Genomic DNA, 23,778 nt, shown 5'->3' on the forward strand with positions numbered 1-23,778 from the left:
TATATTATGAAAATAAAGATGAATATAAAAAGAATGGTAGTGGGATTGATGACCGTTAGCATCTGTTGCGGATGTGCCGATTTATCGGAAGATTTGACCGGACAGCCCACATCTGACAAGTTCTTTAAGACAATTGTCGATTTCAACAGTTATATTTCCGGAGCTTATACCCCCCTTGTCAAGCTCTATGGAGAAGATGCACCCTACGTTGCGTGTGCCGGTGCTGAAGATGTATGTACCCCGGTAGTCAGATGGAAAGGATTCGAGCAGGTTAACATTAACACAGTAGGCAATCCGGAAGAAGTGACGGATATTTTATGGAACAATTGTTATTCGAGCATCAGTGCATGTAATACTACGATAGAACTGGTTGCACAGAATACGAATCTCACGGCAGAGGAGTTGAGCCCCATTGACGGCGAAGCCAAATTCCTCCGTGCTTTCGGCTATTTCCAGTTGGTCCGCTGGTTTGGTGAGGTTCCTTTACTGACGGAGGCCAATCAGAAGAATGCGTCGGTGGAACCGCAGGCTGCCATAGCTGATATTTATAAACAGATTGTTGTGGATTTGCAGTCGGCGGAAACGACGCTGCCTTCGAAGCGGGAAGACCGTACCCGTCCCACAAGCTGGACGGCAAAGTCCTTGCTGGCAAAGGTATATCTCACTATGGCAGGCTTCCCGTTGAACGACACTTCATGCTATGCGCTGGCACGTGATAAGGCTGGAGAAGTCATCAATGAGAAAGTTTATTCGTTGGAGAGACATTTCTTCGACTTGTGGCTGTATGATAACAGACAGACTAATTCCGAATTTATTTTCACCCTTTATGGCAATTCCATCAGCAGGACGGGCGGTTATCAATTCCGTGCCACTCGTCCCGATGCCAATGGTGAAGGAGGTTGGGCCGACTGGACAAGCGACAGCCGCTTCTTTGATATGTTTCCTAAAGGAGATGGCAGCCGTGTGAAAGGTACTTTTTATCTGACCATGATAGACGGAACCCCGTGGGAGCAGACAAACACGGCTCAGCCCTACGTAGGGAAACTGCGCGATGCCGGTCCTGCAAGCGGCGGATATTACAATGCGCCCATCGGGAGCGGGCAGAATGCGGATGGCTTTTACTGCATGTTGCGTTATTCTGATATATTGCTTATATATGCCGAGGCTGCCAATCTTGCAGAAGGAAGCCCTTCGCAAAAGGCTTATGATGCACTGAATGAAGTTCGCAGAAGGGCAGGCTTGCCCGAACTTTCCGGCTTGACGGCGAAACAGTTTGATGACGCGGTTCTTGACGAGCGAAATTGGGAGCTGGCGTTTGAATGTAACCGCTGGTTCGACCTCTGCCGCCGTTATCTGTTGAAAGAGAAATTGTCTCCTTGGTATCCGGAATCAACGATAGACGACCATAACTATCTGCTGCCGAAACCGAATGACCAGTTAATGATTATGACCGGAGTAAAGCAGAACCCCGGATATTGACAATAACCTTAAAAAAACGAACAAGATGAAAAAGAATATATTTTTGTTTTGGGTACTTTTAAGTACCTTGGTTGGTGGAGTGTCTTGCAGCAGCGAAGAACTGCCTGCCAATCCCACGATAGTGTCTCCGGTATCTTCTCTGGTGTTGTCGGTCGAGGGTATGGACTATGTGGCGGTGCCCAGGTTGAAGGAAGACAAGACGCTGGATAATGTATTGACCCTTGAGGTCAGAAAGGCTTCGACAAAGGCCGTTGTGAAATCAATCGTTCTTGCAGATGCCTCGGCTGAGGCTAACGTTGCCGTAGGTGACGAGGTGACTTTTACCGGCAACAGATGGGAGCTTGTCTTGAAACGCGGCATGGAAACCGGAAGCTATTTTGTTGAGATGGTCTACAATGAACCGCCGTTTATGTACTTCGTCAAAACCGGAGACTATGGACCGGAAGGAGAAAGATATTATGTCAATCCGGACAAATCGCAAAAGATTGCTTCCATCAACTATGATACCAAGTTTGAGGGATATATTGATTTGACCGGAACGAATTGGGATAATATCGGTCTTGTTGCTTCGGATTTGTCTTCCTACTACGACTTCTCCGGTGGAGCCGACGGTTCAAGCTGCTCGTTCGAGATGGTGAAGAAAGAGTCTGCCGGTGGAAATGTTTTTGCTTGCGATGGTCCTTGGGGAAACTGGACTTCCAATAACGGAACCCCCGAAATTACTTCTCCGGGCGTATGGAAGATTAATTTCGATGCGGCGACTCAGGTGATGACGCTGCTCCACACGCAATGGGCGGTTACAGGCTCTGCCATCAGTTCCTTGAAGGCTATGACCTATTCTTCGGAAACGCGTCTCTGGAGCCTGGATACGGATTTGTCGCCAGGAACGCTGAAGTTTACCACCATTGCTGTCGGTTATGGCGACCCGATAATTGTATATGGAGCGTCCGAAGGACTTTCCAAACTGTCGGAAGAGGGTACGGACATAGAAATCGGGACGGCTGGGAATTATACGATTACACTGAATTTGAGTCAGCCGCCGTATTATGACTATTCAATCAAGAAAAACGGATGACACTTATGAAAAAAATTACATTATTATTGTCTTCTTTGTTCTTTTTCTCCCTTGGAACGAGTGCTTGTTCGGACGAGGCGCCATCCGGAAACACTGAAAAACCGGAACTGCCGGTCAATCCCGAGCCGCCCGTTACCCCTTCGGAGACTTTGAAAGGCTCGTTTGAAAGTAAGTTTGTGAGATATGCTAAAGGACAGAAGTTCACCGGGCAGGAGGATGATAGGCTGGTGACTACGGTATGGAAAGACACCGTATGGCAGAATGAGCGCGTGCATAAGCAGATTGTGCTTTGGACGGAATCAAAACGGTATGATGACTTGACGTACGAAATCGGCGACCTGCTGTCCGGCGGCAACCGTATTGCTTCTTCCAATCTGCATTTGCGTTTTCCATCCTATGTGTTGGGAGATGAAAAGGCTCTTGTTTGCAATGAATACCGCACGCATACTTCGGTACAGATTGCGGATAAGTTGTCCGAAGAGGCAGTCAGAACAGTGACTGCTTCGGAACCGGTAAAACTTTGGCTGACTGCCGACATTCCTGCGGGCACCGCGCCTGGAGAGTACGAAGGCACGGTCACCGTAAAATCGGGTGGTGAGGTGCAACTGACGTTCACGGTAAGGTTGCTGGTTGTCAATCATGCCTTGCCTCCGGTGAGCGAATGGGCTTTCCATTTGGATTTATGGCAGTTCCCTTTCCAGCTGTCCGGCTTGTGTGCTGATAATGGGCAAAAAGTTACTCCTTTTTCGAGTGAGTATTTCACTCTGGTGAAACCATTCTATCAGTTGCTGGCTGATGCCGGACAAAAGGTTATCACTGCCTATATCAAGGACGGCGCTTTCAACAAAGGTCAAACCATGGTTAAGTGGCATGAGGCTGCTGATGGGAAATGGAGCTTCGACTATACCGGTTTCGACAAGTTTGTCGCTCAGATGATGTCGTGGGGGATTGGCAGACAAATCAGTTGTTTTTCTCTGGTGGGATGGAACACTTCCATCGGATATACCGATGCTTCGGGCGAAGCCCGGACGTTGAAGCTGACAGTGGGGAGTGACGAATACCGGACTGTTTGGAATGAGTTTCTGGATTCCTTTGAGCGTCATCTTAAAACGAAGGGTTGGTTTGAAAAGACTGTTCTTTATATGGACGAAATCAGGGAAGATGAAATGCGGCAGGTGGTATCTTTCATAAAGCAGCACAATCCGGATTGGAAAATAGGACTTGCCGGTAGTGCCGTCTCCTCCGATGTGGAGAGTGCTTTTTATGACTACAGCACCATTTTGGGATATGACCGCACATCGACGAATGCTGTTGCCACTTTCTATACCAGTTGCGCGCAGAGCATCCCCAATGCCTATGTAAGTCTGGATAACAATCCGGCAGAGATGGTGTGGGTGGCTTGGTATGCCAAAGCCAAAGGATTGAACGGATTCTTGAGATGGGCTTACGATTATTGGACCAAGGCCGACCCGCAGGATGTGAGGGATGGAAATAACACGGCGGGGGATTTCAGCCTGATTTATCGCAGTGACAACTCTTTGTCTTCAGTCCCCTTGTCGAGCATTCGTCTTGAATTGCTTCGCGAAGGTATACAGGATTATGAAAAAATGCGCATCCTCTCCACCAATCTGATGAATCCCGTTGTGCAGAAGTTTACGTTGACTTCGGGAAGATTCGCAGGGGAAATAGTGACGGAAGCACAAGGTATGTTGAAAAAGATTTCTGCTGAATATTAAAAAAGGATGATTATGATTAAACTTGAAAAAATATTTGTATTGCTCTTTTTGCTGGGATTGTCAGTAAGGATGAGTGCTGTCGGTCTGGATAAACGATTTCAGATACTGCCTCTGCCGCAGCAGATGGAAATTCAGAAAGGGAAAGGCATAAGTGCCGGTGAACTCTCTTTTGTCACCATGAAAGGGGAAGGAGAAATCCCGGTTCTGGGAAATATGCTGGATGCGCTTCCGCGATATGCGGTGAAAGGGGTAAAAGGCGTGACACTCTCGATGACCGAAAAGGATGTGCCCGTATCTCCCGAAGGGTATGTATTGGAAGTCTCTTCCAAAGGAATTGCCATCCGTGCCCGTTCTCAGGCCGGACTGTTTTATGGTTGCCAGACCTTGGAGCAGCTGATGGAAGACAGCCGACAGTTTTCATTGGAGATACCGGCGATGAAAATTACGGATTATCCGGCTATAGCCTATCGCGCCGTACATCTGGATACAAAACATCATCTGGACCGGACGGAATACTATTATCGCATGATTGACAAACTGGCAAGGTATAAAGTGAATGCCGTGATATGGGAGCTGGAGGACAAGCTGCGCTATACCCGTCGTCCCGAAGTGGGTGCGCCAAACGCCATCGGCAAGCAGGAAATGCAAGCCATCTGCCGCTATGCCGAAGAACGGAACATCAACATCAGCCCTCTGGTGCAAGGGTTGGGACACGCCAGTTTCATCTTGAAGCACCACTGGGAGCTGCGCGAGAGTGAAAAGAGTGATTGGGAATTCTGTCCTTCCAATCCCCGCACATACGAAGTTCTGTTCGACCTCTATCGGGATGCTATGGAAGCGATGCCACAAAGCAAATACCTCCATATAGGCGGCGATGAAATATCGGCCATCGGCATTGATGAGCGTTGTAAGGCAACCGGCAAAACGGCTTTTCAGTTGCAGATGGAGTGGCTTAAAAAGGTATGCGATTTTGCGGTGGCACACGGGCGGACTCCTATATTCTGGGACGATATGCCGTTGAAATATGCCAATCTGTGGTGGCTTCTGCACCGCAATGTGCCGGACGATGAAGTCATGAAGAACTGGAATACGGCGGAATTGGATAAAGCGATAGATATGTTTCCCAAGAACTGCATCTACATGCGCTGGCATTACGAAGACCCTACCATTCTGCCACATCGGATGCTGCTTAATTGGTATCATAAGAAAGGTCTGAAGGTGATGGGAGCTACTTCCGCGTCTACCGGGGAAACTCCGTTTATACCGCGTAATAATTCCAGGGTACAGTATATCAAGGATTTTTGCGCTTTGGTTGCCGAAAATCAGTTGGAGGGAATTTTGACCACGGCATGGGATGACGGCTCGGCCCATCTGGAAACTGTTATGCGCGGTTTCATAGCGCAAGGGGAGTATGGCTGGCATCCCGGCGGGAGGACGATAGAAGATTTCATCACAGCGCATGCCCGGCGTGAGTTTGGTTTGCAACGGAAACAGATGGATTTTCTGGCAGAGATGGAGAAAGCCGCCTTTTTCTTTGACGGAGCGCTGGTTGTTTCCGGTTCGAGGAATCCGGCTTGGGGAGTGACCGAGGCTTTTACCTTGATAGAACTGCCTGATGCCGGGGCGCCGGGAAAGTGGAGCAGGAAGTACGAGAATAGATTGGATTCTGCCCGTATTGAAGCCGCGCGCTATGAAAGAATAACCAAAGGATTGCAGGACGCAGAATCCCATGCTTTGCGCAATCGTTATACATTGGATATTTATGAGCAGACCGGACGTTTGCTGAACTATCCGGTACGGTTATTGATGGCTTTGGAAAACTATGATAAAGCGAACGGAGAGGATGAGCGTGCGGCAAGTCTGAGGCAGATTAAAAAGGTGTGTTCTTATTTTAAGGAGATGCGTGCGGAGCTTGAATCTGTATATTCGCAAACCCGCTTCATGAGCAATCCCGAGGGGTATATTGCCGACCAGAATCACCACCGCCATCTTGCTGCAATGACCAATAACAGCGATTGGCTGTATCTTTATGAACTTCCGATGGTGGAAAAAATAGAGTCGTGGATGAAGACTTTGGATGAATAGAGAAACTGATTAACCTTAGACTAAGTCTCGTGGTCTGTCGGATACAGACCGGAAAGTTTTCAATAGGTATTGTTGTTCCGGGAAAATGCGCTTTGCTGATTCCCGGAACTTTTGTATGGATGAACGGAGAAACTTTATATCTCGGTTTCTGTTTTTAAGTATTATTGAAGTATCGGAAATGTGCAGACAAGATTTGTAGTATTACAGAATTGTTACAGAATTTATCCTTACCTTTGGCGCTTTAACAAAAAACGGCTTATGGTAAGTAATATATCTTCGTGCACGAAAGCACTCGTTTTGCTGATTTCGTTGCTGGGTGTTTCGTCTTTTTCCCTGCGGGCGCAGGAGAAGGATTTTGCCACTTGGGCGAATGTCGGTTTCGAATATAAGTTGAAGCCGGCATTTACTGTTTCCGGTGGGCTGGAGTGGCGTACAAAGGATGATTTGGGAAAGACAGACCGGTGGGGGCTGAAGGTGGGGGGAAGCTATAAGCTGTTGCCTTTCCTGAAGCTTGGAGCCGGGTATGAGACGCATTACCGCAACCGGGGGGCGGATGGCTGGAAGTTCCGGCACCGCTACCGTTTGGAAGGCACTCTGTCTGCCCGTGTGCAAAGGGTGAAACTGTCTTTGCGTGAGCGCTTTCAGCATACGTTCGATGGGCATAGGGATGAGTTCCGCTTGCGTTCGCGTGCGAAGTTTGCCTATGACATTCCGAAGTGCAAGCTGGAGCCGTATGCTTCGGTCGAGATGTATAATGGTCTGAACAGGACCGAGCATTTCGGGGTGAAACGGATGCGTTATCGCGGGGGAATCACGTTGCCTCTGTCCGGGCGCTGGGAGGCGGACCTCTTTTATTGCAGGCAGTGGGAGCAGGATAAGCGGAAGAATATAGTAGGGGTGGAGTGTGCTTACAGCTTCTGAGAGGGGTGAAGTCCGGTTATCCTATTTCTTACTTTTCCGGTGTTCCTTTTTCAGATAGAAGTTGAATCCGGCGTATACTTGGAGGATGCCGAACCCGTTGTTCAGGGAGAAACTGTTCTTGTAGTAGTCGTATGTCCTGCCTACGAATGAGGTACCCACGAAGTATTTGCTGTTGTTGTATACCACGCCTGCACGCAGGATGAAGTCGATATTGAAGTTCTTGTACCAGTCGTCCGCTTCCCGTTCTTCGGTCTTCTCTATGCGCGATGTCTTGTAGGCGACCGCCGGATTGAACGACAGGCAGGCGAGACAGTTGCGGGCAAACACCCAATTGTAGGCATAGCCGACGTTGAGGCTGATGTTCGTGTATTTGATGTGCTTCACCTTCATGCCCGGATTCATGTTTTCCTGAATGATTTGGGGCAGCTTGGTATAGTCGAAGTCCAGATTGTGGGTGGATACGGAGAATCCAGCAATGAAAGAACCTGCATTGCGGCGCTGGTTGGTGGACTGGCTGAAGGCGGCCGGATAGGAGAAACGCCGGTTGTTGAAAATGTAATACAGATTCAATCCCTTCATCTTTACTTTCAATCCGTTGAAGTCTTCGGAATAATTGGAGGGAATCTCGTCGGAAAAGCCGGATACCTTGTGTATCTTGTAGTCGTTTCCGGTGCTACGGTAGAAAATGTCCACTCCCAGTTTGGAACTGTAAAGGCTGAGGTCAAACTCCGTGCCGCGCTTTTTCTTGCTTTTCTTTCCGTAGAGCCAGTCCGTGTCGACAGCCCATCCCAGGAATATCCACCGCCATCCAAAGTAGGCGCCTATCTTGTTGTGCGGATTGGGCGAGAAACGGAGCCGCTGGCCGTCATTGCTCACGGAGTAGTATTCGTAATTGGTGAAATGGTCGAGCATCAGGGCGTAATTGTACCGGTTGGGACTGATATAGGTAGTGTCGAAGTCGCTGAAGTTGAGGAATTTCTTCAATGCTTTTCTGAAGGTATTTTTATATACGATGCTGTCGCATGCGACAGAACCGTTCTCCTTGTTTTGCGCAAACAATGAGAATGTAAATAATATCCATAAGCAGAAAAAGGCCCCTCTTTGCATCTTGTTGTTCTCTCTCATTTATACAAAGCTAAATAAAATAACCGGTTTTTGAACAGTATCCCGCTAATTTTTCTCTGAAAAAGGCATCAATAATTTGTAGTTCTCAATCGGAATGACTAATATTGAACGTCTTATTGAGAGACTTTATGAATCAAAACCAGATAAAGAAGAATACGATATGAAGAAGATTATCAATCCGTGGAAAGATATGGAGGGCTACAACTGTTTCGGTTGCTCTCCCGACAATGAAGCCGGTGTGAGAATGGAGTTTTATGAGGACGGTGACGAGGTGGTGAGCATCTGGAAGCCGCGTCCGGAGTATCAAGGGTGGCTGAATACGTTGCATGGAGGCATCCAGTCCGTATTGCTGGACGAAATCTGCGGCTGGGTCGTGTTCCGCAAGCTGCAGACCGGCGGGGTGACATCGAAAATGGAAACCCGCTTCCGCAAATCCATATCGACCAACGACACGCATGTGGTGCTGCGGGCTTCGCTTCGCGAGCAGAAGCGGAATATTGCTATCATAGAAGCACGCCTGTATAATAGCATGGGCGAACTTTGCACAGAAGCCACTTGCACCTACTTTACCTTTCCGAAGGAGAAGGCGGAAGCGGAAATGCATTTCCATAGCTGCGAAGTAGAGCAGGAGGAAATATTGCCGTTGATTTAATTGTTTCACCACAGATTACACAGATTTGCATAGATTGGAATAAAAATAATCTGTGCAAATCTGTGTAATCTGTGGTGAACTAAGATGAATTTGAAAGAAAAAATAAACTTTTTGTGATAAATCTTTTGGAGTTTCAAACTTTTAGTTTACTTTTGTCGCATTAAAATCCAAAAAATATGAAGAATATCGTTGCACATCATCACCATCATCATCCTAACGAATAACTCGGTGGGCGTATGAGTGTATATGTACAACAGATGACATAACAGACGAGGCTTACCGAATATTGGTAAGCCTCGTTTTGTTTTCTGTCATCTCATTCAAAATAGTAAATAGTAAATCGTAAAATAGTAAATAACCTTATGTTAAGAATTGCAGTACAAGCTAAGGGTCGTCTGTATGACGAGACCATGTCGTTTTTGGGAGAATCGGATATAAAGTTGAGTGCCATGAAGCGCTCGTTGTTGGTGCAGTCGTCAAACTTTCCTCTTGAAGTGTTGTTTCTGAGGGATGACGACATTCCGCAGTCTGTGGCTACTGGGGTGGCTGATATAGGCATTGTGGGTGAGAATGAATTTGTTGAGAAGAATGAGGATGCGGAGATAATCAAGCGTCTGGGATTCAGCAAATGCCGTCTGTCTCTTGCCATGCCGAAGGATATTGAGTATCCGGGGGTGAAGTGGTTTCACGGAAAGAAGATTGCGACATCTTATCCGGGTATCCTTTCCGGCTTTTTGAAAGAGAATGGGGTGAATGCGGAGATACACGTCATTACGGGGTCGGTAGAAGTGGCGCCGGGCATCGGTCTGGCAGATGCTATTTTCGATATTGTAAGTTCCGGTTCTACGCTGGTGAGCAACCGTTTGAAGGAAGTGGAGGTTGTGATGAAGTCCGAAGCGCTACTGATTGGCAACAAGAACATGAGCGAGGAAAAGCAAGAGATATTGAGGGAGCTGTTGTTCCGTATGGATGCCGTGAAGACAGCCGAAGATAAGAAATATGTGCTGATGAATGCCCCGAAAGAGAAACTGGATGAGATTGTCTCTGTACTTCCGGGCATGAAGAGCCCCACGGTAATGCCTTTGGCACAAGAAGGCTGGTGCTCGGTACATACGGTGCTCGACGAGAAGTGTTTCTGGGAGATTATCGGAAAGCTGAAAGCGCTGGGGGCAGAAGGCATTCTGGTGCTGCCGATTGAGAAAATGATAATTTAAAGCCTCGAGGATGTGTCAAAAGTATATAAACGCTTTCTTTATGTTACGACATTAGGTACGAATTACGCGAAATAGCGCGGAATCGGTAAAATGAATCCGTGAAATCCGCGTAATCAGCGCCTAATAGAAAGTCTTCAGAGAGTTTTGACACACCTCCAATAATATCATGGTTTATGCATAAATCTTTAAAAACATGTCATTATGATATTGATTAGTAATCCCGATAAATCCCAGTGGCAAGAGATTCTGAAACGTCCGGTGATGAATACGGAGAATCTGTTTGATACGGTGCGGAGTGTTATTGACCGTGTGAAGGAGGAGGGAGACCGTGCTGTGCTGGATTATGAAGAAAAATTTGATAAAGTGGTGTTGGCCTCGCTGGCAGTGTCGGAAGAGGAACAGCAGGAAGCGGAAAACCTGGTGAGTGAAGACTTGAAAGCAGCTATTCGCCTGGCAAAGCAGAACATCGAGACTTTCCACGCCGCACAACGCTTTGAGGGCAAGAAAGTGCAGACTCAGCCGGGGGTGACCTGCTGGCAGAAAGCGGTTGCCATAGAAAAGGTGGGATTGTATATCCCCGGAGGAACGGCTCCGCTGTTTTCTACGGTACTGATGCTGGCCGTTCCCGCCAGGATTGCCGGATGCAAGGAGATTGTTCTCTGCACCCCTCCGGGACGTGACGGAAAGGTACATCCCGCTGTGCTGTTTGCCGCAAAAGTGGCAGGTGTCAACCGGATTTTCAAAGCTGGCGGCATACAAGCCATTGCCGCTATGGCATACGGAACGGAAAGTGTGCCTAAGGTTTACAAGATATTCGGTCCGGGAAATCAGTATGTCACGGCTGCCAAACAGCTTGTGAGCTTGCGTGATGTGGCGATAGATATGCCGGCAGGACCTTCGGAAGTAGAAGTTTTGGCTGACGAAACAGCTAATCCGATTTTTGTCGCCGCCGACTTGTTGAGCCAGGCAGAACACGGAGTGGACAGTCAGGCTATATTAATTACGACCTCTGTCGAATTGCAACAAGCTGTAAAGGTGGAAGTGGAACGCCAACTGGCCTTACTGCCACGTAAAGAGATTGCCGAAAAGTCTCTTGCCAATAGCAAACTGATTGTAGTGGACAGCATGGCAGAAGCCATTGAATTGACCAACGCGTATGCTCCCGAACATCTTATCATAGAAACCGAGGATTATCTTTCCGTGGCAGAACGTATCGTGAATGCCGGTTCCGTATTCCTGGGTTCTCTTACTCCGGAGAGTGCGGGAGATTATGCTTCGGGCACAAACCATACCCTGCCGACAAACGGCTATGCTAAAGCATACAGCGGTGTCAGCCTCGACAGCTTTATCCGCAAGATAACTTTTCAGGAGATAAAGCCGGAAGGATTAAATATCATCGGCCCTGCCATCGAGCTGATGGCTGCCAATGAACAGCTGGATGCGCATAAGAATGCTGTGAGTGTGAGACTGGGGCAGTTGGAAAATGGAAATGGAAAGTTGAAAATTGAGAGCTGATGGCTTAAAGTAATTTTAATCGTAAATTGTCAAATCATAAATAACATGGTGAAAACATTACAAGAACTTACCCGTCCGAATATCTGGCGTCTGAAGCCTTATTCTTCAGCACGTGATGAATATAATGGTGCTGCGGCATCCGTTTTTCTCGATGCAAACGAGAATCCTTATAACATGCCGCACAACCGTTATCCCGACCCCATGCAGCGGGAGCTAAAGACAGAATTGTCTAGAATTAAAAAGGTGAGTCCCGATTCCATCTTTTTAGGGAATGGCAGTGATGAAGCTATCGATTTGGTGTTCCGTGCTTTTTGTGAACCCCGTGTGGACAATGTAGTGGCCATCGACCCTACCTACGGCATGTATCAAGTCTGTGCTGACGTTAATGATGTGGAGTACCGTAAAGTGCTGCTCGATGAGGATTTCCAGTTCTCTGCCGACAAGCTTCTGGCTGCTGCGGATGAGCATACCAAACTGATTTTTATCTGCTCTCCCAACAATCCTACCGGCAATGACCTGCTCCGTAGCGAAATTGAAACGCTGATTCGCCGGTTTGATGGGTTGGTGATACTGGACGAGGCATACAATGACTTCTCCGAGGCACCTTCCTTCCTTGAAAATTTGAATCAATATCCGAATCTCATTGTACTGCAAACCTTTTCCAAAGCATGGGGATGTGCTGCCATCCGTCTGGGTATGGCATTTGCCTCACCGGATATTATCGGCATCCTCAGTAAGATAAAATATCCCTATAACGTGAACCTGCTGACACAGAAGCAGGCAGTGGAAATGCTTCACCGCTATTATGAAATAGAACGTTGGGTAAAGACACTGAAAGAAGAACGGGAGAATCTGGAAGCCGAGTTCGCCGCACTGCCATGTACGGTGAAGATGTTCCCTTCCCATGCCAATTTCTTCCTAGCTCGTGTGACGGATGCCGTGAAGATTTACAATTATCTGGTAGGCAAGGGTATCATTGTCCGCAACCGTAATTCCGTGTCACTCTGCGGAAATTGCCTGCGAGTGACGGTAGGAACGAGAGGGGAGAATGAAAAATTGATTGAAGCGCTGAAGGAATATATGTAGAAGGAGTTAAAGGGAGTTAGAGGCCGATACTGCTGTTTTATATAAGTAATGCTTATGCAAAGAACTATCGGCCTCTAACTCCTTCTAACTCCCGATAACTCCCTTTATTCCCTCAAAAAAATATCCTTTAAAATGAAGAAACTACTTTTTATAGACCGTGACGGGACTTTAGTCATTGAGCCGCCCATTGATTATCAGCTGGACTCCCTGGAGAAGCTGGAGTTCTATCCGAAAGTGATGCGCAATCTTGGCTTCATCCGCAGCAAGCTGGATTTTGATTTTGTAATGGTGACCAATCAGGATGGGCTCGGCACAACTTCCTTTCCGGAAGAGACCTTTTGGCCGGCACACAACCTGATGATGAAGACATTGGAAGGCGAAGGCATCACCTTCGACGACATCTGCATAGACCGCAGCATGCCCGACGACAATGCACCGACTCGCAAGCCGCGTACCGGAATGCTTGCCAAATACCTCGATAACCCGGACTACGATTTGTCCCACAGTTTCGTCATTGGCGACCGGCCTACGGATGTGGAACTGGCAAAGAATCTGGGCTGCCGCGCCATTCTTCTGCAAGATGACACGGCGTCATTGAAACCCGTTTCCGAAGGTGGCGGTGCCGCTTGTGACGGACTTGAAGATTACTGCGCCCTCGCCACCAGGGATTGGGATAAGGTTGCCGAATTCCTCTTTGCCGGTGAGCGTACGGCGGAAGTACGTCGCACTACCAAGGAGACAGATATATACGTATCCTTGAATCTGGATGGTGACGGGCATTGTGACATCGCGACCGGACTGGGCTTCTTCGACCACATGCTGGAGCAGATAGGCAAGCACGGCGGCATGGACCTCACCATCCGTGTGAAAGGCGACCTCGAAGTGGACGAGCACCACACCATCGAGGATACCGCTCTTGCTCTGGGCGACTGCCTTTATCAGGCCTTAGGAAGCAAGCGCGGCATCGAACGCTACGGCTATGCCCTTCCTATGGACGATTGTCTCTGCCAGGTGTGCCTCGACTTCGGCGGTCGCCCGTGGTTGGTATGGGATGCCGGGTTCAAGCGCGAGAAGATAGGCGACATGCCTACGGAAATGTTCCTGCACTTCTTCAAGTCCTTGAGTGATGCCGCCCGGATGAATCTTAATGTAAAAGCCGAAGGGCAGAACGAACATCATAAGATAGAAGGCATCTTCAAGGCGCTGGCACGTGCGCTGAAGATGGCGGTGAAAAGGGATATTTATCACTTTGAACTGCCAAGCTCGAAAGGAGTGTTGTAGAATCGTATAGACAACTGCTGCAAAGTTACTGCATACCTTTTGCAGTGTTGCTGCAAAGCAGTTGCAGTGACGCTGCAAGGCTTTTGCAGAGCCACTGCAGATGTATTGCAGAGCTACTGCAGATGTATTGCAGAGTTTTGCAGTTGTATATCTCTGATTAATAGATAAGTAGTGTTATGTCACATTTAGCCCCTTTGATAGCTGATTTAGCTCTGATATTGATTTGTGCGGGGATTATGACCCTGCTTTTTAAGAAATTGAAGCAACCGCTGGTGTTAGGATATGTAGTTGCAGGATTCCTTGCCAGCCCTCACATGGCCTATACACCGTCGGTGATGGACACGGCTAATATACAGACCTGGGCGGATATAGGCGTTATCTTCCTGCTGTTTGCACTGGGATTGGAATTCAGCTTCAAGAAGATTGTGAAGGTGGGAGGCGCGGCGATTATTGCTGCGTGTACCATCATCTTTTGTATGATATTGTTGGGAGTGGCGGTAGGTACCGGGTTCGGCTGGCAACGGATGGACTGTATCTTCCTGGGCGGTATGATTGCCATGTCGTCCACTACCATTATCTATAAGGCGTTTGATGATTTGGGGATGCGCAAGAAACAGTTCACGGGGCTGGTGCTCAGTGTGCTTATCCTGGAGGATATTCTTGCCATCGTATTGATGGTGATGCTCTCCACGATGGCAGTCAGCCATAACTTCGAGGGTACGGAGATGCTGGGGAGCATTGCCAAACTGCTGTTCTTCTTGATACTTTGGTTCGTGGTGGGGATATACCTCATCCCCGGATTGCTGAAGCGGTGCCGGAAGCTGATGAGCGAGGAAACCTTGCTGATAGTCTCTCTCGGACTCTGTTTCGGTATGGTGGTGATGGCCGCGCACACGGGTTTCTCGGCTGCTTTCGGCGCGTTCATCATGGGCTCCATTCTTGCCGAGACGGTAGAGGCGGAGAGCATAGAGCGCCTGGTGAAGCCGGTCAAGGACTTGTTCGGCGCCATCTTCTTCGTATCGGTCGGCATGATGGTAGACCCGGCCATGATTGTGGAGTATGCGGGACCTATTGTCGTGATTACTCTGGCGGTCATCCTCGGACAATCCCTTTTCGGAACGCTGGGCGTGCTGCTGGCAGGGCAACCGCTGAAGACGGCTATGCAATGCGGTTTCAGTCTGACGCAAATCGGTGAGTTTGCCTTTATTATAGCTTCGCTGGGCGTGTCGCTGCATGTCACCAGCCATTTCTTGTATCCTATTGTGGTGGCGGTGTCTGTCATCACTACCTTCCTTACTCCTTATATGATTCGTTTGGCAGGCCCCGCTTCCAATCTTGTGGATACGCATTTGCCGGAAAAATGGAGAAAGTTCTTGACCCGTTATGCTTCAGGTTCGCAGACGATGAACCATGAAAGTCTGTGGAAGAAACTGATATTTGCACTAGTCAGGATTACGGTTGTATATTCTATCATTTGCGTGGCGGTGATAGCTTTGGCGTTCCGTTTTCTGGTGCCTTTCGTGCACGACAGTCTGCCCGGGGTATGGGGCTCTTTGTTGGCTGCCTTTATCATCATTCTGTGTATAGCTCCGTTTCTGCGTGCTATCATGATTAAAAAGAATCATTCGGAGGAGTTCGTGACTTTATGGAAAGATAACCGTGGAAACCGGGCGCCGTTGGTGGCTACCATTGTACTGCGTCTGCTGCTGGGTGTTTCGTTTGTCATGTTCGTTATAGCCGGTTTGTTCAAGATGTCTGTGGGACTGGTATTTGGAGTGGCGGTGTTGCTGGTGACTTTAATGATACTCTCCCGCCAGTTGAAGAAGCAGTCCATCATGATAGAGAGGACATTCTTCCAGAATCTGCGGTACCGCGACATGCGTGCCGAGTATATGGGAGAGAAGAAACCGGAGTATGCGGGACGTCTGCTGTCGCGCGACCTGCACCTGACGGATTTTGAAATCCCCGGCGAGTCGGCATGGGTGGGCAGGACATTGGCGGAGCTGAATTTCGGAAAGAAATACGGCATCCATGTGGTCTCCATCCTTCGGGGCAAGAAACGGATTAATATTCCCGGAGCGTCTGTCCGCCTTTTCCCGCAGGACAAGATACAAGTGATTGCTACGGACGAGGAACTGAACGTCTTCGGCAAGGAGATGGATAAGGTGTCTGCCATGAATACGGATGTGATAGAGAAGAGTGAGATGATTCTGCGCCAGTTCTGTGTGGACGGGCAGTCTCCTTTCCTGAACAAGACCCTGAAGGAAGCAGGGATACGCGAGAAGTATCACTGCCTGATTGCCGGTGTGGAGCGGGGAGGGGAGACCCTGCATGCTCCCGACCCGCATGAACCTTTTGTAGAAGGCGATGTGGTATGGGTTGTAGGCGAGAGTGCCGATGTGTACAAGCTGGTCGGCCGGAAATGTGAAGGTTTCGACATGGGGTAAGGTCTACCCCATGAACGCTAATCAGAGTTTGTTCAGTATTTTGTCCATTACCCAGTTAGTCAGAGTGGCGCTTTCACCGTCACAGCCGCAGACTGACTTGCCCAGCAGGTGGTCTACCACTGCCTGTATAAGCGGTTGCTGGACGTAGGTGGGATTTTCGACAATGATTTCCTCACGCCCTCTTTCTGTGTGCAGCGCAATGGGGTCATAGGTGAATACGGAGAAACAAATCATGCCTTTGTCTCCAATGATTTCTATACGGTCTTCGCGGGCGGATTCGTGGGCGACAAAGCACCAGGAGCCGCTGCCCACCAGTCCGCTGTCAAACTGGAAACATGCGCTTAGAGTGTCTTCGGCAGGATATAGTCTGCCACGGTTGCTCTTGTAGCCGCTGGCTTCGAGGATACATCCGAAGATTTCCTGCAGCAAGTCTATCTGGTGGGGCGCAAGGTCATAGAAGTATCCTCCGCCGGCAATGTCCGGCTGCACGCGCCACGGTAGGTTTTCCTTGTTATGGTCGAGGTCGCGGGGAGGCTGGGCGAAGCGGATTTGAATGTTGATGACATTGCCAATATGTCCCTCCTCTACCAGTGACTTTACCTTCAGGAAGTAGGGCAGATAGCGGCGGTAGTACGCAACAAAACATGGAACACCCGTTTCTTTGGAAATGCGGTTGATGCGGCAGCACTCTTCGTAGGTAACAGCCATCGGCTTCTCTATGTAGACCGGTTTACCTGCCTTCATGGACATGATGGCGTACGTAGCATGTGAAGAAGGAGGAGTGGCAATGTACACGGCGTTCACCTCTTCGTCGTCAATCAGCTCCTGGGCATCGTCGTACCATTTAGGAATCCCTCTTTCCTTGGCGTAGGTCTTGGCCTTGTCACCATTTCGGCTCATGACGGCCACTACTTCGGAGTTCTCTATTTTCTGGAATGCCGGTCCGCTTTTGTATTTGGTCACTTCTCCGCAACCGATGAATCCCCATTTAATTATTCTCTCGCTCATAATCTTTCCCTTATTTTTACTCTTCCTCAAAATCGAATTCAAAGTCGAAATCATCCAGAAATTCCGGTTCTGTAAATTCTTCCAGACTCCGGCGGTCTTTTTTCGTTGGTCGTCCGGTACCTTTGGCACGGTTGACGAAACCGCTAACACGGCTCATCTCCAGCAGTTCATACTGTTCCGGAGTCGTTACATTCTCCATCATTTCGGCCACTAACTTTGCGCCAACACGCTTTTCGATGGGCTGCAGAACTTTGAAGGAATAGGTGACGGGGGGCTTGCGCACCTGGATGACGTCTCCCGGTTTCACCGTACGGGCAGCCTTTGCCAGTGCGCCATTGATGCTGATGCGTCCTTTTTTGCAGGCTTCGGCGGCTATGGTACGCGTCTTGAAGATGCGCACGGCCCACATCCATTTGTCAATTCTGGCTTCGTTCATTTCTTGTTATATTGATTCATGGTGATATCTATTCCCGCCAGGCAGAAACTTTTGATGATTTCTCCGGCTGTTTCCAATCTCTCGCCCATTGTTTTCCAATCTTCATCGGTAAAATGTCCCAGCACATAGTCAATCTGTCCGCCACGGGGAAAGTCATTGCCGATGCCGAAACGCAGGCGTGCATAATTCTGGGTGCCCAGCGTTGATGCAATATGCTTAAGGCCGTTATGTCCCGCATCGCTTCCCTTACCTTTCAGGCGCAGTGTGCCGAAAGGCAGTGCCAGGTCATCTACCACTACCAACACATTCTCCAATGGAATGTTTTCCTTTTGCATCCAGTAGCGTACGGCGTTGCCGCTGAGGTTCATAAAGGTGGAAGGCTTCAGCAGTAACAGTTGGCGTCCCTTGACTGACAGTGTTGTGGTGAAACCATAACGTCCGTCGGTAAAAGTGGCACCCGCTGCTTTGGCCAGAGCATCTACTGCCATGAATCCGATGTTATGGCGGGTTTCGTGATATTCGGGGCCGATATTGCCCAATCCTACAATTAAATATTTCATAGTCAGTGCTTCCTGTTTATGAGGGTGTTAAAACTAGTATTCACCACAGATTACACAGATTAACACAGAATGAATTTAATGTACCGATAATCAAAGATGTCTATCTGTGCAAATCAGTGTAATCTGTGGTGAATTATACACTCTCGTGAGCCGTAAAAAGAACGCGGATTATCGCAACTTTCCGCGGAAATCAGTATGAAATCTGCGTTGGCTGCGTTAATCCGCGTTCCCGAATATTTAGTCTTTCTTGAAAAGAATCGATTAGTTGCCTGCAGCAGCAGCGGCACCTCTTGCAGCACGAGTCAGCTTAACGGCGCATACAACAGCTTCTTTGGCATTCAGCAATTCCAATCCTTCGTATTGCAATTCGCCAACTTTAACAGTCTTACCAAGTCCCAAGTGGGCAACGTTGATAATCAGTCTTTCAGGAATTACGTTATACAAAGCTCTTACTTTCAGCTTACGCATCTGGAGTACCAGCTTACCACCGGCCTTAACACCTTCTGCCAAACCTTCCATCTGTACCGGAACTTCCATAACGATAGGCTTAGCCTCGTCAATTTGATAGAAGTCAACGTGCAGGATAGTATCCTTTACGGGGTGGAATTGGATATCTTTCATGATAGCGTTTACTTTCTTGCCATCAATCACCAAGTCAACTACGTAGATGTGCGGAGTGTAAACCAAGTTACGCAGACCCTCTGCAGGTACAGTGAAGTGAACATTTTCACCTGCACCATAAAGTACGCAAGGTACACCGTTGTTTTTACGAATAGCTTTCAAAGCTCTTGCTTGTTCCGAAGAACGTTCTGCAATAGTTCTTGCAGTTCCTTTTACTTCAATTGATTTCATTTAAAAAATTTTTGTGTTACTCTAAATTAAGTAAATTTTTTGCTTAATTCACCATCACACGATGTGGCTTGCCACACGATGTTGCAAAAAAGCGGTGCAAAAGTACAGCTTCTTTTTGAATTATCAAAAGGTTATAACTTAAAATTCAATGTCTATCTTGATTTCTCCTTCCAATGAAGACGCTTTTTCCTCTTTCGGCAGTTCTTCTTTTCCCGTTTCGGGACTTTCAGCCTCTTCGTCAGTGGTATGTCTTGTATAGCAGCCTTGCTGTTCCTGGATGAAGCCGATGGCTTGCTGAAGTCCGTTCATGAACTTTTCAAAATCCTCTTTGTATAGAAAGATTTTGTGCTTTTCGAAACTTACCTGCGAGTCGTCTCCTTCGCCCATCACAATCTTCTTGCTTTCCGTGATGGCGAGAAACATTTCGTCTTTTCTGTTTTTCTTGACGTCTAAATAGTAGATGCGCTTACCTGCTTTGATGGATTGGGAGAATGCAATCTCCTTGTCGTTCATGTCCGCTGCGTTTTTCTTCTTAAAGTCTTCCATATTATAATAGGTCTCAATTTTGATATTATCACCTTAAAACTTGTATCTCGTAGCTTTTAGCTCTTTATCGGGCTCAAAATTGACGATTTTTTTTAAACTGTCAAAAGAAAAAGACCGGATAATCAATATCTGCATTAAAAAATGTGATTTATTTATGTAAACTCATTAAAAATGCCTACTTTTGCGCCTTGTTAAAACACTAGTATTTACTTTAGAATTATGATCAACAGAGTTCTTATTCGTCTTAAGATTATACAGATTGTATATGCTTATTATCAGAATGGCAGTAAAAATTTAGACTCAGCGGAGAAAGAATTGTTCTTTAGCCTTTCAAAGGCATACGACCTCTACAACTACCTGCTGATGCTGATGATAGCTTTGACGAACTACGCACAAAAACGTATTGATGCGGCAAAAGCTAAGCTGGCTCCCACTGCCGAGGAGCTGTATCCCAACATGAAATTTGTGGAAAACAAGTTCATAGCCCAGTTGGAAGTGAACAAACAATTGACGGAATTCATTGCCAACCAAAAGCGCACGTGGGCCAATGATGAAGACTTTGTCAAGGGATTGTATGAGAAAATTGTGGAATCAGATATATATAAGGAATATATGGCTTCTTCGGACAATTCTTACGAATACGACCGTGAATTGTGGAGAAAGCTGTATAAGACTTTTGTCTTCAACAACGAAGCCTTGGACAATGTGCTCGAAGACCAGAGCCTCTACTGGAATGACGACAAGGAGATTGTGGATACTTTCGTACTGAAAACCATCAAGCGCTTTGAAGAGAAGAATGGTGCCAATCAGGAACTTCTACCAGAGTTCAAGGATGAGGAAGACCAGGAATTTGCACGCCGTTTGTTCCGCCGTGCCATCTTGAACTGTGACTATTACCGTCACCTCATCAGCGAGAACACGCGCAATTGGGACTTGGACCGTGTAGCCTTTATGGACGTTGTAATCATGCAGTGTGCCTTGGCCGAAATATTAAGTTTCCCGAACATTCCGGTGAGTGTTTCGTTGAACGAATATGTCGATATTGCCAAAGTTTACAGCACGGCCAAAAGTGGCAGCTTCGTGAACGGTACATTGGATGGAATAGTTAATCAATTAAAAAAAGAAGGTAAGTTAACGAAAAACTAATACCTTTGTTTAATAATAGAAACCAAAACTGAGTATTTATGAACTTAATGACTGTATTCTTCCTGCAGGCTCCCGCTGCAGGCCCTGCCGGTGGTGGTAGCATGATGTGGATTATGCTGATAGCCATGTTCGTTATTATGTATTTCTTTATGATTCGTCCTCAAAACAAGAAGCAAAAGGAAATAGCAAACTTCCGTAAATCGCTTCAAGTGAATCAGAAAGTAATCACAGCTGGTGGTATCCATGGTGTTATCAAGGAAATCAACGACAATGATGTGGTGCTTGAAATCGCTTCTAACGTTAAGATTCGTATAGACAAGAATTCTATTTTTGCTGCAGCTGCTGATGCGAACAGCAGTCAGGCATCTAAATAATAGAAATGTGAGCCTATGTTTGAACGTAGGAACATACAACGTACATATCTGAAGATATCAAGAGAAGTGAAGGACTTTCTGCTTAGCGATAAAAGCAGGGAGTTCTTCATTTTTTTGTTTTTTTTCTTTGTAGCCGGTGGCTTCTGGCTCTTGCAGACCTTGAACAACGACTATGAGGCGGACTTTTCTATACCGGTGCGGCTGAAGGGAGTGCCCAATAATGTGGTGATTACCTCTGAACCTGCTTCAGAACTCCGTATCAAGGTAAAGGATAAGGGAACGGTACTGCTCAACTATATGTTGGGAAAGAGCTTTTATCCCGTTATTCTCGATTATGCCGATTATAAGGGCGTGGATAATCAAGTAAGGATATATCCCTCGCAGTTTGAAAAGAAAGTGCTGAACCAGCTGAATGCCTCTACCCGCCTGCTTTCCATGAAGCCGGATACATTGGAGTACATCTATTCGACGGGAGCCTCCAAACTGGTGCCGGTGAAGCTGCGCGGCACGCTGAGTGCCGGACGTGAGTATTATCTTTCGGATACGATATTCAGTCCCGATTCCGTATTGGTGTATGCGCCGCAAGGCGTGCTGGATACGATTGCTGTTGCCTATACGCAACCGGTGAAGCTGGAAGATATATCGGATACCTTGAGGCAGCAAGTCCCCCTGCGTATCCAGAAAGGTGTGAAGTTTGTGCCTTCTTCCATTGAGATGATGCTTCCGGTGGATATTTATACGGAAAAGACAGTGGAGGTGCCGTTGCGTGGCGTTAACTTTCCTGCCGACAAGGTGCTGCGCGCTTTCCCTTCCAAGGTGCAGGTCACGTTTCAGGTTGGTCTGAGTCATTTCAGGCAGATTAACGCTGATGATTTTCATATTTACGTGTCCTATGAGGAACTGCTCCGTCTGGGTTCCGACAAGTATACGGTAAAGATTAAGAATCTGCCGAAAGGGGTGAGCCAGGTACGCTTCAATCCGGCACAAGTGGATTTTCTGATAGAGCAAGTTTCTCCTGATTATGGCGATTAAGATAGGTATAACCGGTGGTATCGGTAGCGGAAAGAGTATGGTATCCCGGCTGTTGGAAGTGCTGGGTGTTCCCGTCTATATCTCGGACTTGGAAACGAAAAGGCTGATGGCATCCGATTCATTGATCCGCGAGGATTTGTCAGCTTTGCTTGGTGCGGAAGTGTATGCCGGTGGCACGCTGAACAAGCCTTTGTTGGCGTCTTATCTTTTCGGCAGTCCGGAGCATGCCAAAGAAATCAACTGTATTGTGCATCCTCGTGTAAAGGAGGATTTCAGGCGGTGGACACAATGCCGCACCGCTTTTCCCATTGTCGGTATAGAATCGGCCATTCTGGTCGAAGCGGGGTTTGCGGGTGAAGTGGATGCTATTGTTATGGTCTATGCGCCCGAAGAGGTGCGCATTTTACGTGCCGTCCGGCGGGATGCTTCCTCGCGCGAATTGATAGAAAAGCGTATCCGTAGCCAGATGAATGACGAAGAAAAGCGTAAATATGCAGATTTTGTCATTGTAAATGATGGCGAAACCCCATTGATTCCGCAAGTTTTAGAGCTAATCGGTTCGCTATCTGAAAAAATGCACTATCTGTTACGCAAATAGGCATCTCCTTAACAATAAAAATAAGCAAGCTTATTTTGTATTGTCTTCGGCTTACATTATCTTTGCCCCCCGAAAAAAATAACTACTAATCATCAAAACAGAATATATTATGTTGAAGACTATTTTGTCCATTTCCGGTAAACCGGGATTGTATAAGCTTGTTTCTCAGGGAAAAAATATGTTGATTGTAGAGTCGCTTGCAGACAAGAAGCGTTTCCCTGCTTATGGTAATGAGAAGATTATTTCTTTGGGCGATATCGCCATGTATACAGATACGGAAGATGTTCCTTTGAAGGAAGTGTTTCTTTCCATGAAGAAAAAGGAAAATGGTGCTGCCGTAGTGCTGGATTTGAAGAAAGCTACTGCTGACGACTTGCGTGCTTACCTGGCAGAGGTATTGCCTACCTTCGATCGCGACCGCGTATATCCGTCCGACATCAAGAAATTGATTGTTTGGTATAATTTGCTGGTGGCAAGCGGTATGACGGATTTTGAAGAAACTCCTGCGGCAGAAACGAAGGAGGAAAGCAAGGCCGAGTAATCGGAGAAGGATTGAAATACAAAATAAAAGAGGCGATTCTCAATAGTCGGGAATCGCCTCTTTTATTGG

The 23,778-nt window shown here is 47.4% G+C and carries 22 protein-coding genes; 16 read left to right on the top strand and 6 right to left on the bottom strand.

The window, feature by feature from the left end; all coding sequences use genetic code 11:
- The first annotated feature begins 18 nt into the window (after window positions 1–18).
- The 5 genes from DW096_RS06225 (at window position 19) to DW096_RS06245 (ending at window position 7,296) form a co-directional block, all read left to right on the top strand.
- Window positions 19–1,479 carry a RagB/SusD family nutrient uptake outer membrane protein gene (locus DW096_RS06225; RefSeq protein ID WP_081027331.1) on the top strand — a complete coding sequence of 487 codons (1,461 nt, stop codon included), beginning with the start codon at window positions 19–21 and terminating at the stop codon, window positions 1,477–1,479.
- A gap of 25 nt (window positions 1,480–1,504) precedes the next feature.
- A complete protein-coding gene (locus DW096_RS06230; protein WP_057089556.1) occupies window positions 1,505–2,554 on the top strand; it encodes a hypothetical protein in 1,050 nt (349 codons plus the stop codon).
- Between the two features lie 5 nt (window positions 2,555–2,559).
- Window positions 2,560–4,290: a DUF4091 domain-containing protein gene (locus tag DW096_RS06235; RefSeq protein ID WP_057281731.1), complete on the top strand. Its 1,731-nt coding sequence runs from the start codon at window positions 2,560–2,562 to the stop codon at window positions 4,288–4,290.
- 12 nt (window positions 4,291–4,302) lie between these two features.
- A complete protein-coding gene (locus tag DW096_RS06240; RefSeq protein ID WP_057281732.1) occupies window positions 4,303–6,375 on the top strand; it encodes a family 20 glycosylhydrolase in 2,073 nt (690 codons plus the stop codon).
- Between the two features lie 258 nt (window positions 6,376–6,633).
- Window positions 6,634–7,296 (top strand): DUF2490 domain-containing protein, encoded by a 663-nt coding sequence (locus tag DW096_RS06245; protein WP_005832731.1) that lies wholly within the window; start codon window positions 6,634–6,636, stop codon window positions 7,294–7,296.
- 21 nt (window positions 7,297–7,317) lie between these two features.
- Here the strand turns inward: DW096_RS06245 and DW096_RS06250 are convergent, their stop codons facing one another.
- Window positions 7,318–8,421, bottom strand: coding sequence for a DUF4421 domain-containing protein (locus DW096_RS06250; RefSeq protein WP_005832729.1), 1,104 nt, complete (start codon window positions 8,419–8,421; stop codon window positions 7,318–7,320).
- 160 nt (window positions 8,422–8,581) lie between these two features.
- Here DW096_RS06250 and DW096_RS06255 point away from each other — a divergent pair, with 160 nt between their 5' ends.
- From DW096_RS06255 to DW096_RS06280, 6 genes are all read left to right on the top strand, one after another.
- Window positions 8,582–9,073: a PaaI family thioesterase gene (locus tag DW096_RS06255; protein WP_005832726.1), complete on the top strand. Its 492-nt coding sequence runs from the start codon at window positions 8,582–8,584 to the stop codon at window positions 9,071–9,073.
- A gap of 362 nt (window positions 9,074–9,435) precedes the next feature.
- A complete protein-coding gene (gene hisG / locus DW096_RS06260) occupies window positions 9,436–10,287 on the top strand; it encodes an ATP phosphoribosyltransferase (RefSeq protein ID WP_044467625.1) in 852 nt (283 codons plus the stop codon).
- 201 nt (window positions 10,288–10,488) lie between these two features.
- On the top strand, window positions 10,489–11,802 hold the full coding sequence (hisD, locus tag DW096_RS06265) for a histidinol dehydrogenase (protein ID WP_044467624.1): 1,314 nt from the start codon (window positions 10,489–10,491) through the stop codon (window positions 11,800–11,802).
- A gap of 45 nt (window positions 11,803–11,847) precedes the next feature.
- Window positions 11,848–12,888, top strand: a complete 1,041-nt coding sequence (gene hisC / locus DW096_RS06270; RefSeq protein ID WP_044467623.1) for a histidinol-phosphate transaminase — start codon at window positions 11,848–11,850, stop codon at window positions 12,886–12,888.
- A gap of 132 nt (window positions 12,889–13,020) precedes the next feature.
- Window positions 13,021–14,169 (top strand): bifunctional histidinol-phosphatase/imidazoleglycerol-phosphate dehydratase HisB, encoded by a 1,149-nt coding sequence (hisB, locus tag DW096_RS06275; RefSeq protein WP_057281685.1) that lies wholly within the window; start codon window positions 13,021–13,023, stop codon window positions 14,167–14,169.
- Between the two features lie 176 nt (window positions 14,170–14,345).
- Window positions 14,346–16,616, top strand: coding sequence for a cation:proton antiporter (locus tag DW096_RS06280; RefSeq protein ID WP_118930884.1), 2,271 nt, complete (start codon window positions 14,346–14,348; stop codon window positions 16,614–16,616).
- A gap of 21 nt (window positions 16,617–16,637) precedes the next feature.
- Here DW096_RS06280 and DW096_RS06285 read toward each other — a convergent pair whose 3' ends face one another.
- The 5 genes from DW096_RS06285 to DW096_RS06305 all read right to left on the bottom strand — a co-directional run bounded on the left by DW096_RS06285 (window position 16,638) and on the right by DW096_RS06305 (window position 20,018).
- Window positions 16,638–17,624, bottom strand: coding sequence for a Gfo/Idh/MocA family protein (locus tag DW096_RS06285; RefSeq protein ID WP_035448963.1), 987 nt, complete (start codon window positions 17,622–17,624; stop codon window positions 16,638–16,640).
- 16 nt (window positions 17,625–17,640) lie between these two features.
- Window positions 17,641–18,060, bottom strand: a complete 420-nt coding sequence (locus DW096_RS06290; protein WP_005831803.1) for an RNA-binding S4 domain-containing protein — start codon at window positions 18,058–18,060, stop codon at window positions 17,641–17,643.
- A complete protein-coding gene (pth, locus tag DW096_RS06295; RefSeq protein ID WP_005831801.1) occupies window positions 18,057–18,620 on the bottom strand; it encodes an aminoacyl-tRNA hydrolase in 564 nt (187 codons plus the stop codon). The genes DW096_RS06290 and pth overlap by 4 nt, the downstream gene beginning before the upstream one ends.
- A gap of 261 nt (window positions 18,621–18,881) precedes the next feature.
- Window positions 18,882–19,472, bottom strand: coding sequence for a 50S ribosomal protein L25/general stress protein Ctc (locus tag DW096_RS06300; protein WP_005831799.1), 591 nt, complete (start codon window positions 19,470–19,472; stop codon window positions 18,882–18,884).
- 138 nt (window positions 19,473–19,610) lie between these two features.
- The gene (locus tag DW096_RS06305) at window positions 19,611–20,018 is read right to left on the bottom strand and encodes a PUR family DNA/RNA-binding protein (RefSeq protein WP_118930883.1); all 408 of its coding nucleotides are present in this window, start codon (window positions 20,016–20,018) and stop codon (window positions 19,611–19,613) included.
- Between the two features lie 219 nt (window positions 20,019–20,237).
- Here DW096_RS06305 and nusB point away from each other — a divergent pair, with 219 nt between their 5' ends.
- The 5 genes from nusB to DW096_RS06330 all read left to right on the top strand — a co-directional run bounded on the left by nusB (window position 20,238) and on the right by DW096_RS06330 (window position 23,709).
- Window positions 20,238–21,164 (top strand): transcription antitermination factor NusB, encoded by a 927-nt coding sequence (gene nusB / locus DW096_RS06310; protein WP_005831796.1) that lies wholly within the window; start codon window positions 20,238–20,240, stop codon window positions 21,162–21,164.
- A 38-nt stretch (window positions 21,165–21,202) separates the two neighbouring features.
- Window positions 21,203–21,538, top strand: coding sequence for a preprotein translocase subunit YajC (gene yajC / locus DW096_RS06315; protein WP_005831794.1), 336 nt, complete (start codon window positions 21,203–21,205; stop codon window positions 21,536–21,538).
- A 15-nt stretch (window positions 21,539–21,553) separates the two neighbouring features.
- A complete protein-coding gene (locus DW096_RS06320; protein ID WP_005831792.1) occupies window positions 21,554–22,570 on the top strand; it encodes a YbbR-like domain-containing protein in 1,017 nt (338 codons plus the stop codon).
- Window positions 22,560–23,168 (top strand): dephospho-CoA kinase, encoded by a 609-nt coding sequence (gene coaE / locus DW096_RS06325; protein WP_005832701.1) that lies wholly within the window; start codon window positions 22,560–22,562, stop codon window positions 23,166–23,168. The genes DW096_RS06320 and coaE overlap by 11 nt, the downstream gene beginning before the upstream one ends.
- 109 nt (window positions 23,169–23,277) lie before the next feature.
- On the top strand, window positions 23,278–23,709 hold the full coding sequence (locus DW096_RS06330) for a DUF5606 domain-containing protein (RefSeq protein WP_005832700.1): 432 nt from the start codon (window positions 23,278–23,280) through the stop codon (window positions 23,707–23,709).
- Window positions 23,710–23,778: the final 69 nt, after the last annotated feature.

This window comes from Bacteroides sp. AM07-18, assembly GCF_003602695.1.
Taxonomy (GTDB): domain Bacteria; phylum Bacteroidota; class Bacteroidia; order Bacteroidales; family Bacteroidaceae; genus Bacteroides; species Bacteroides uniformis.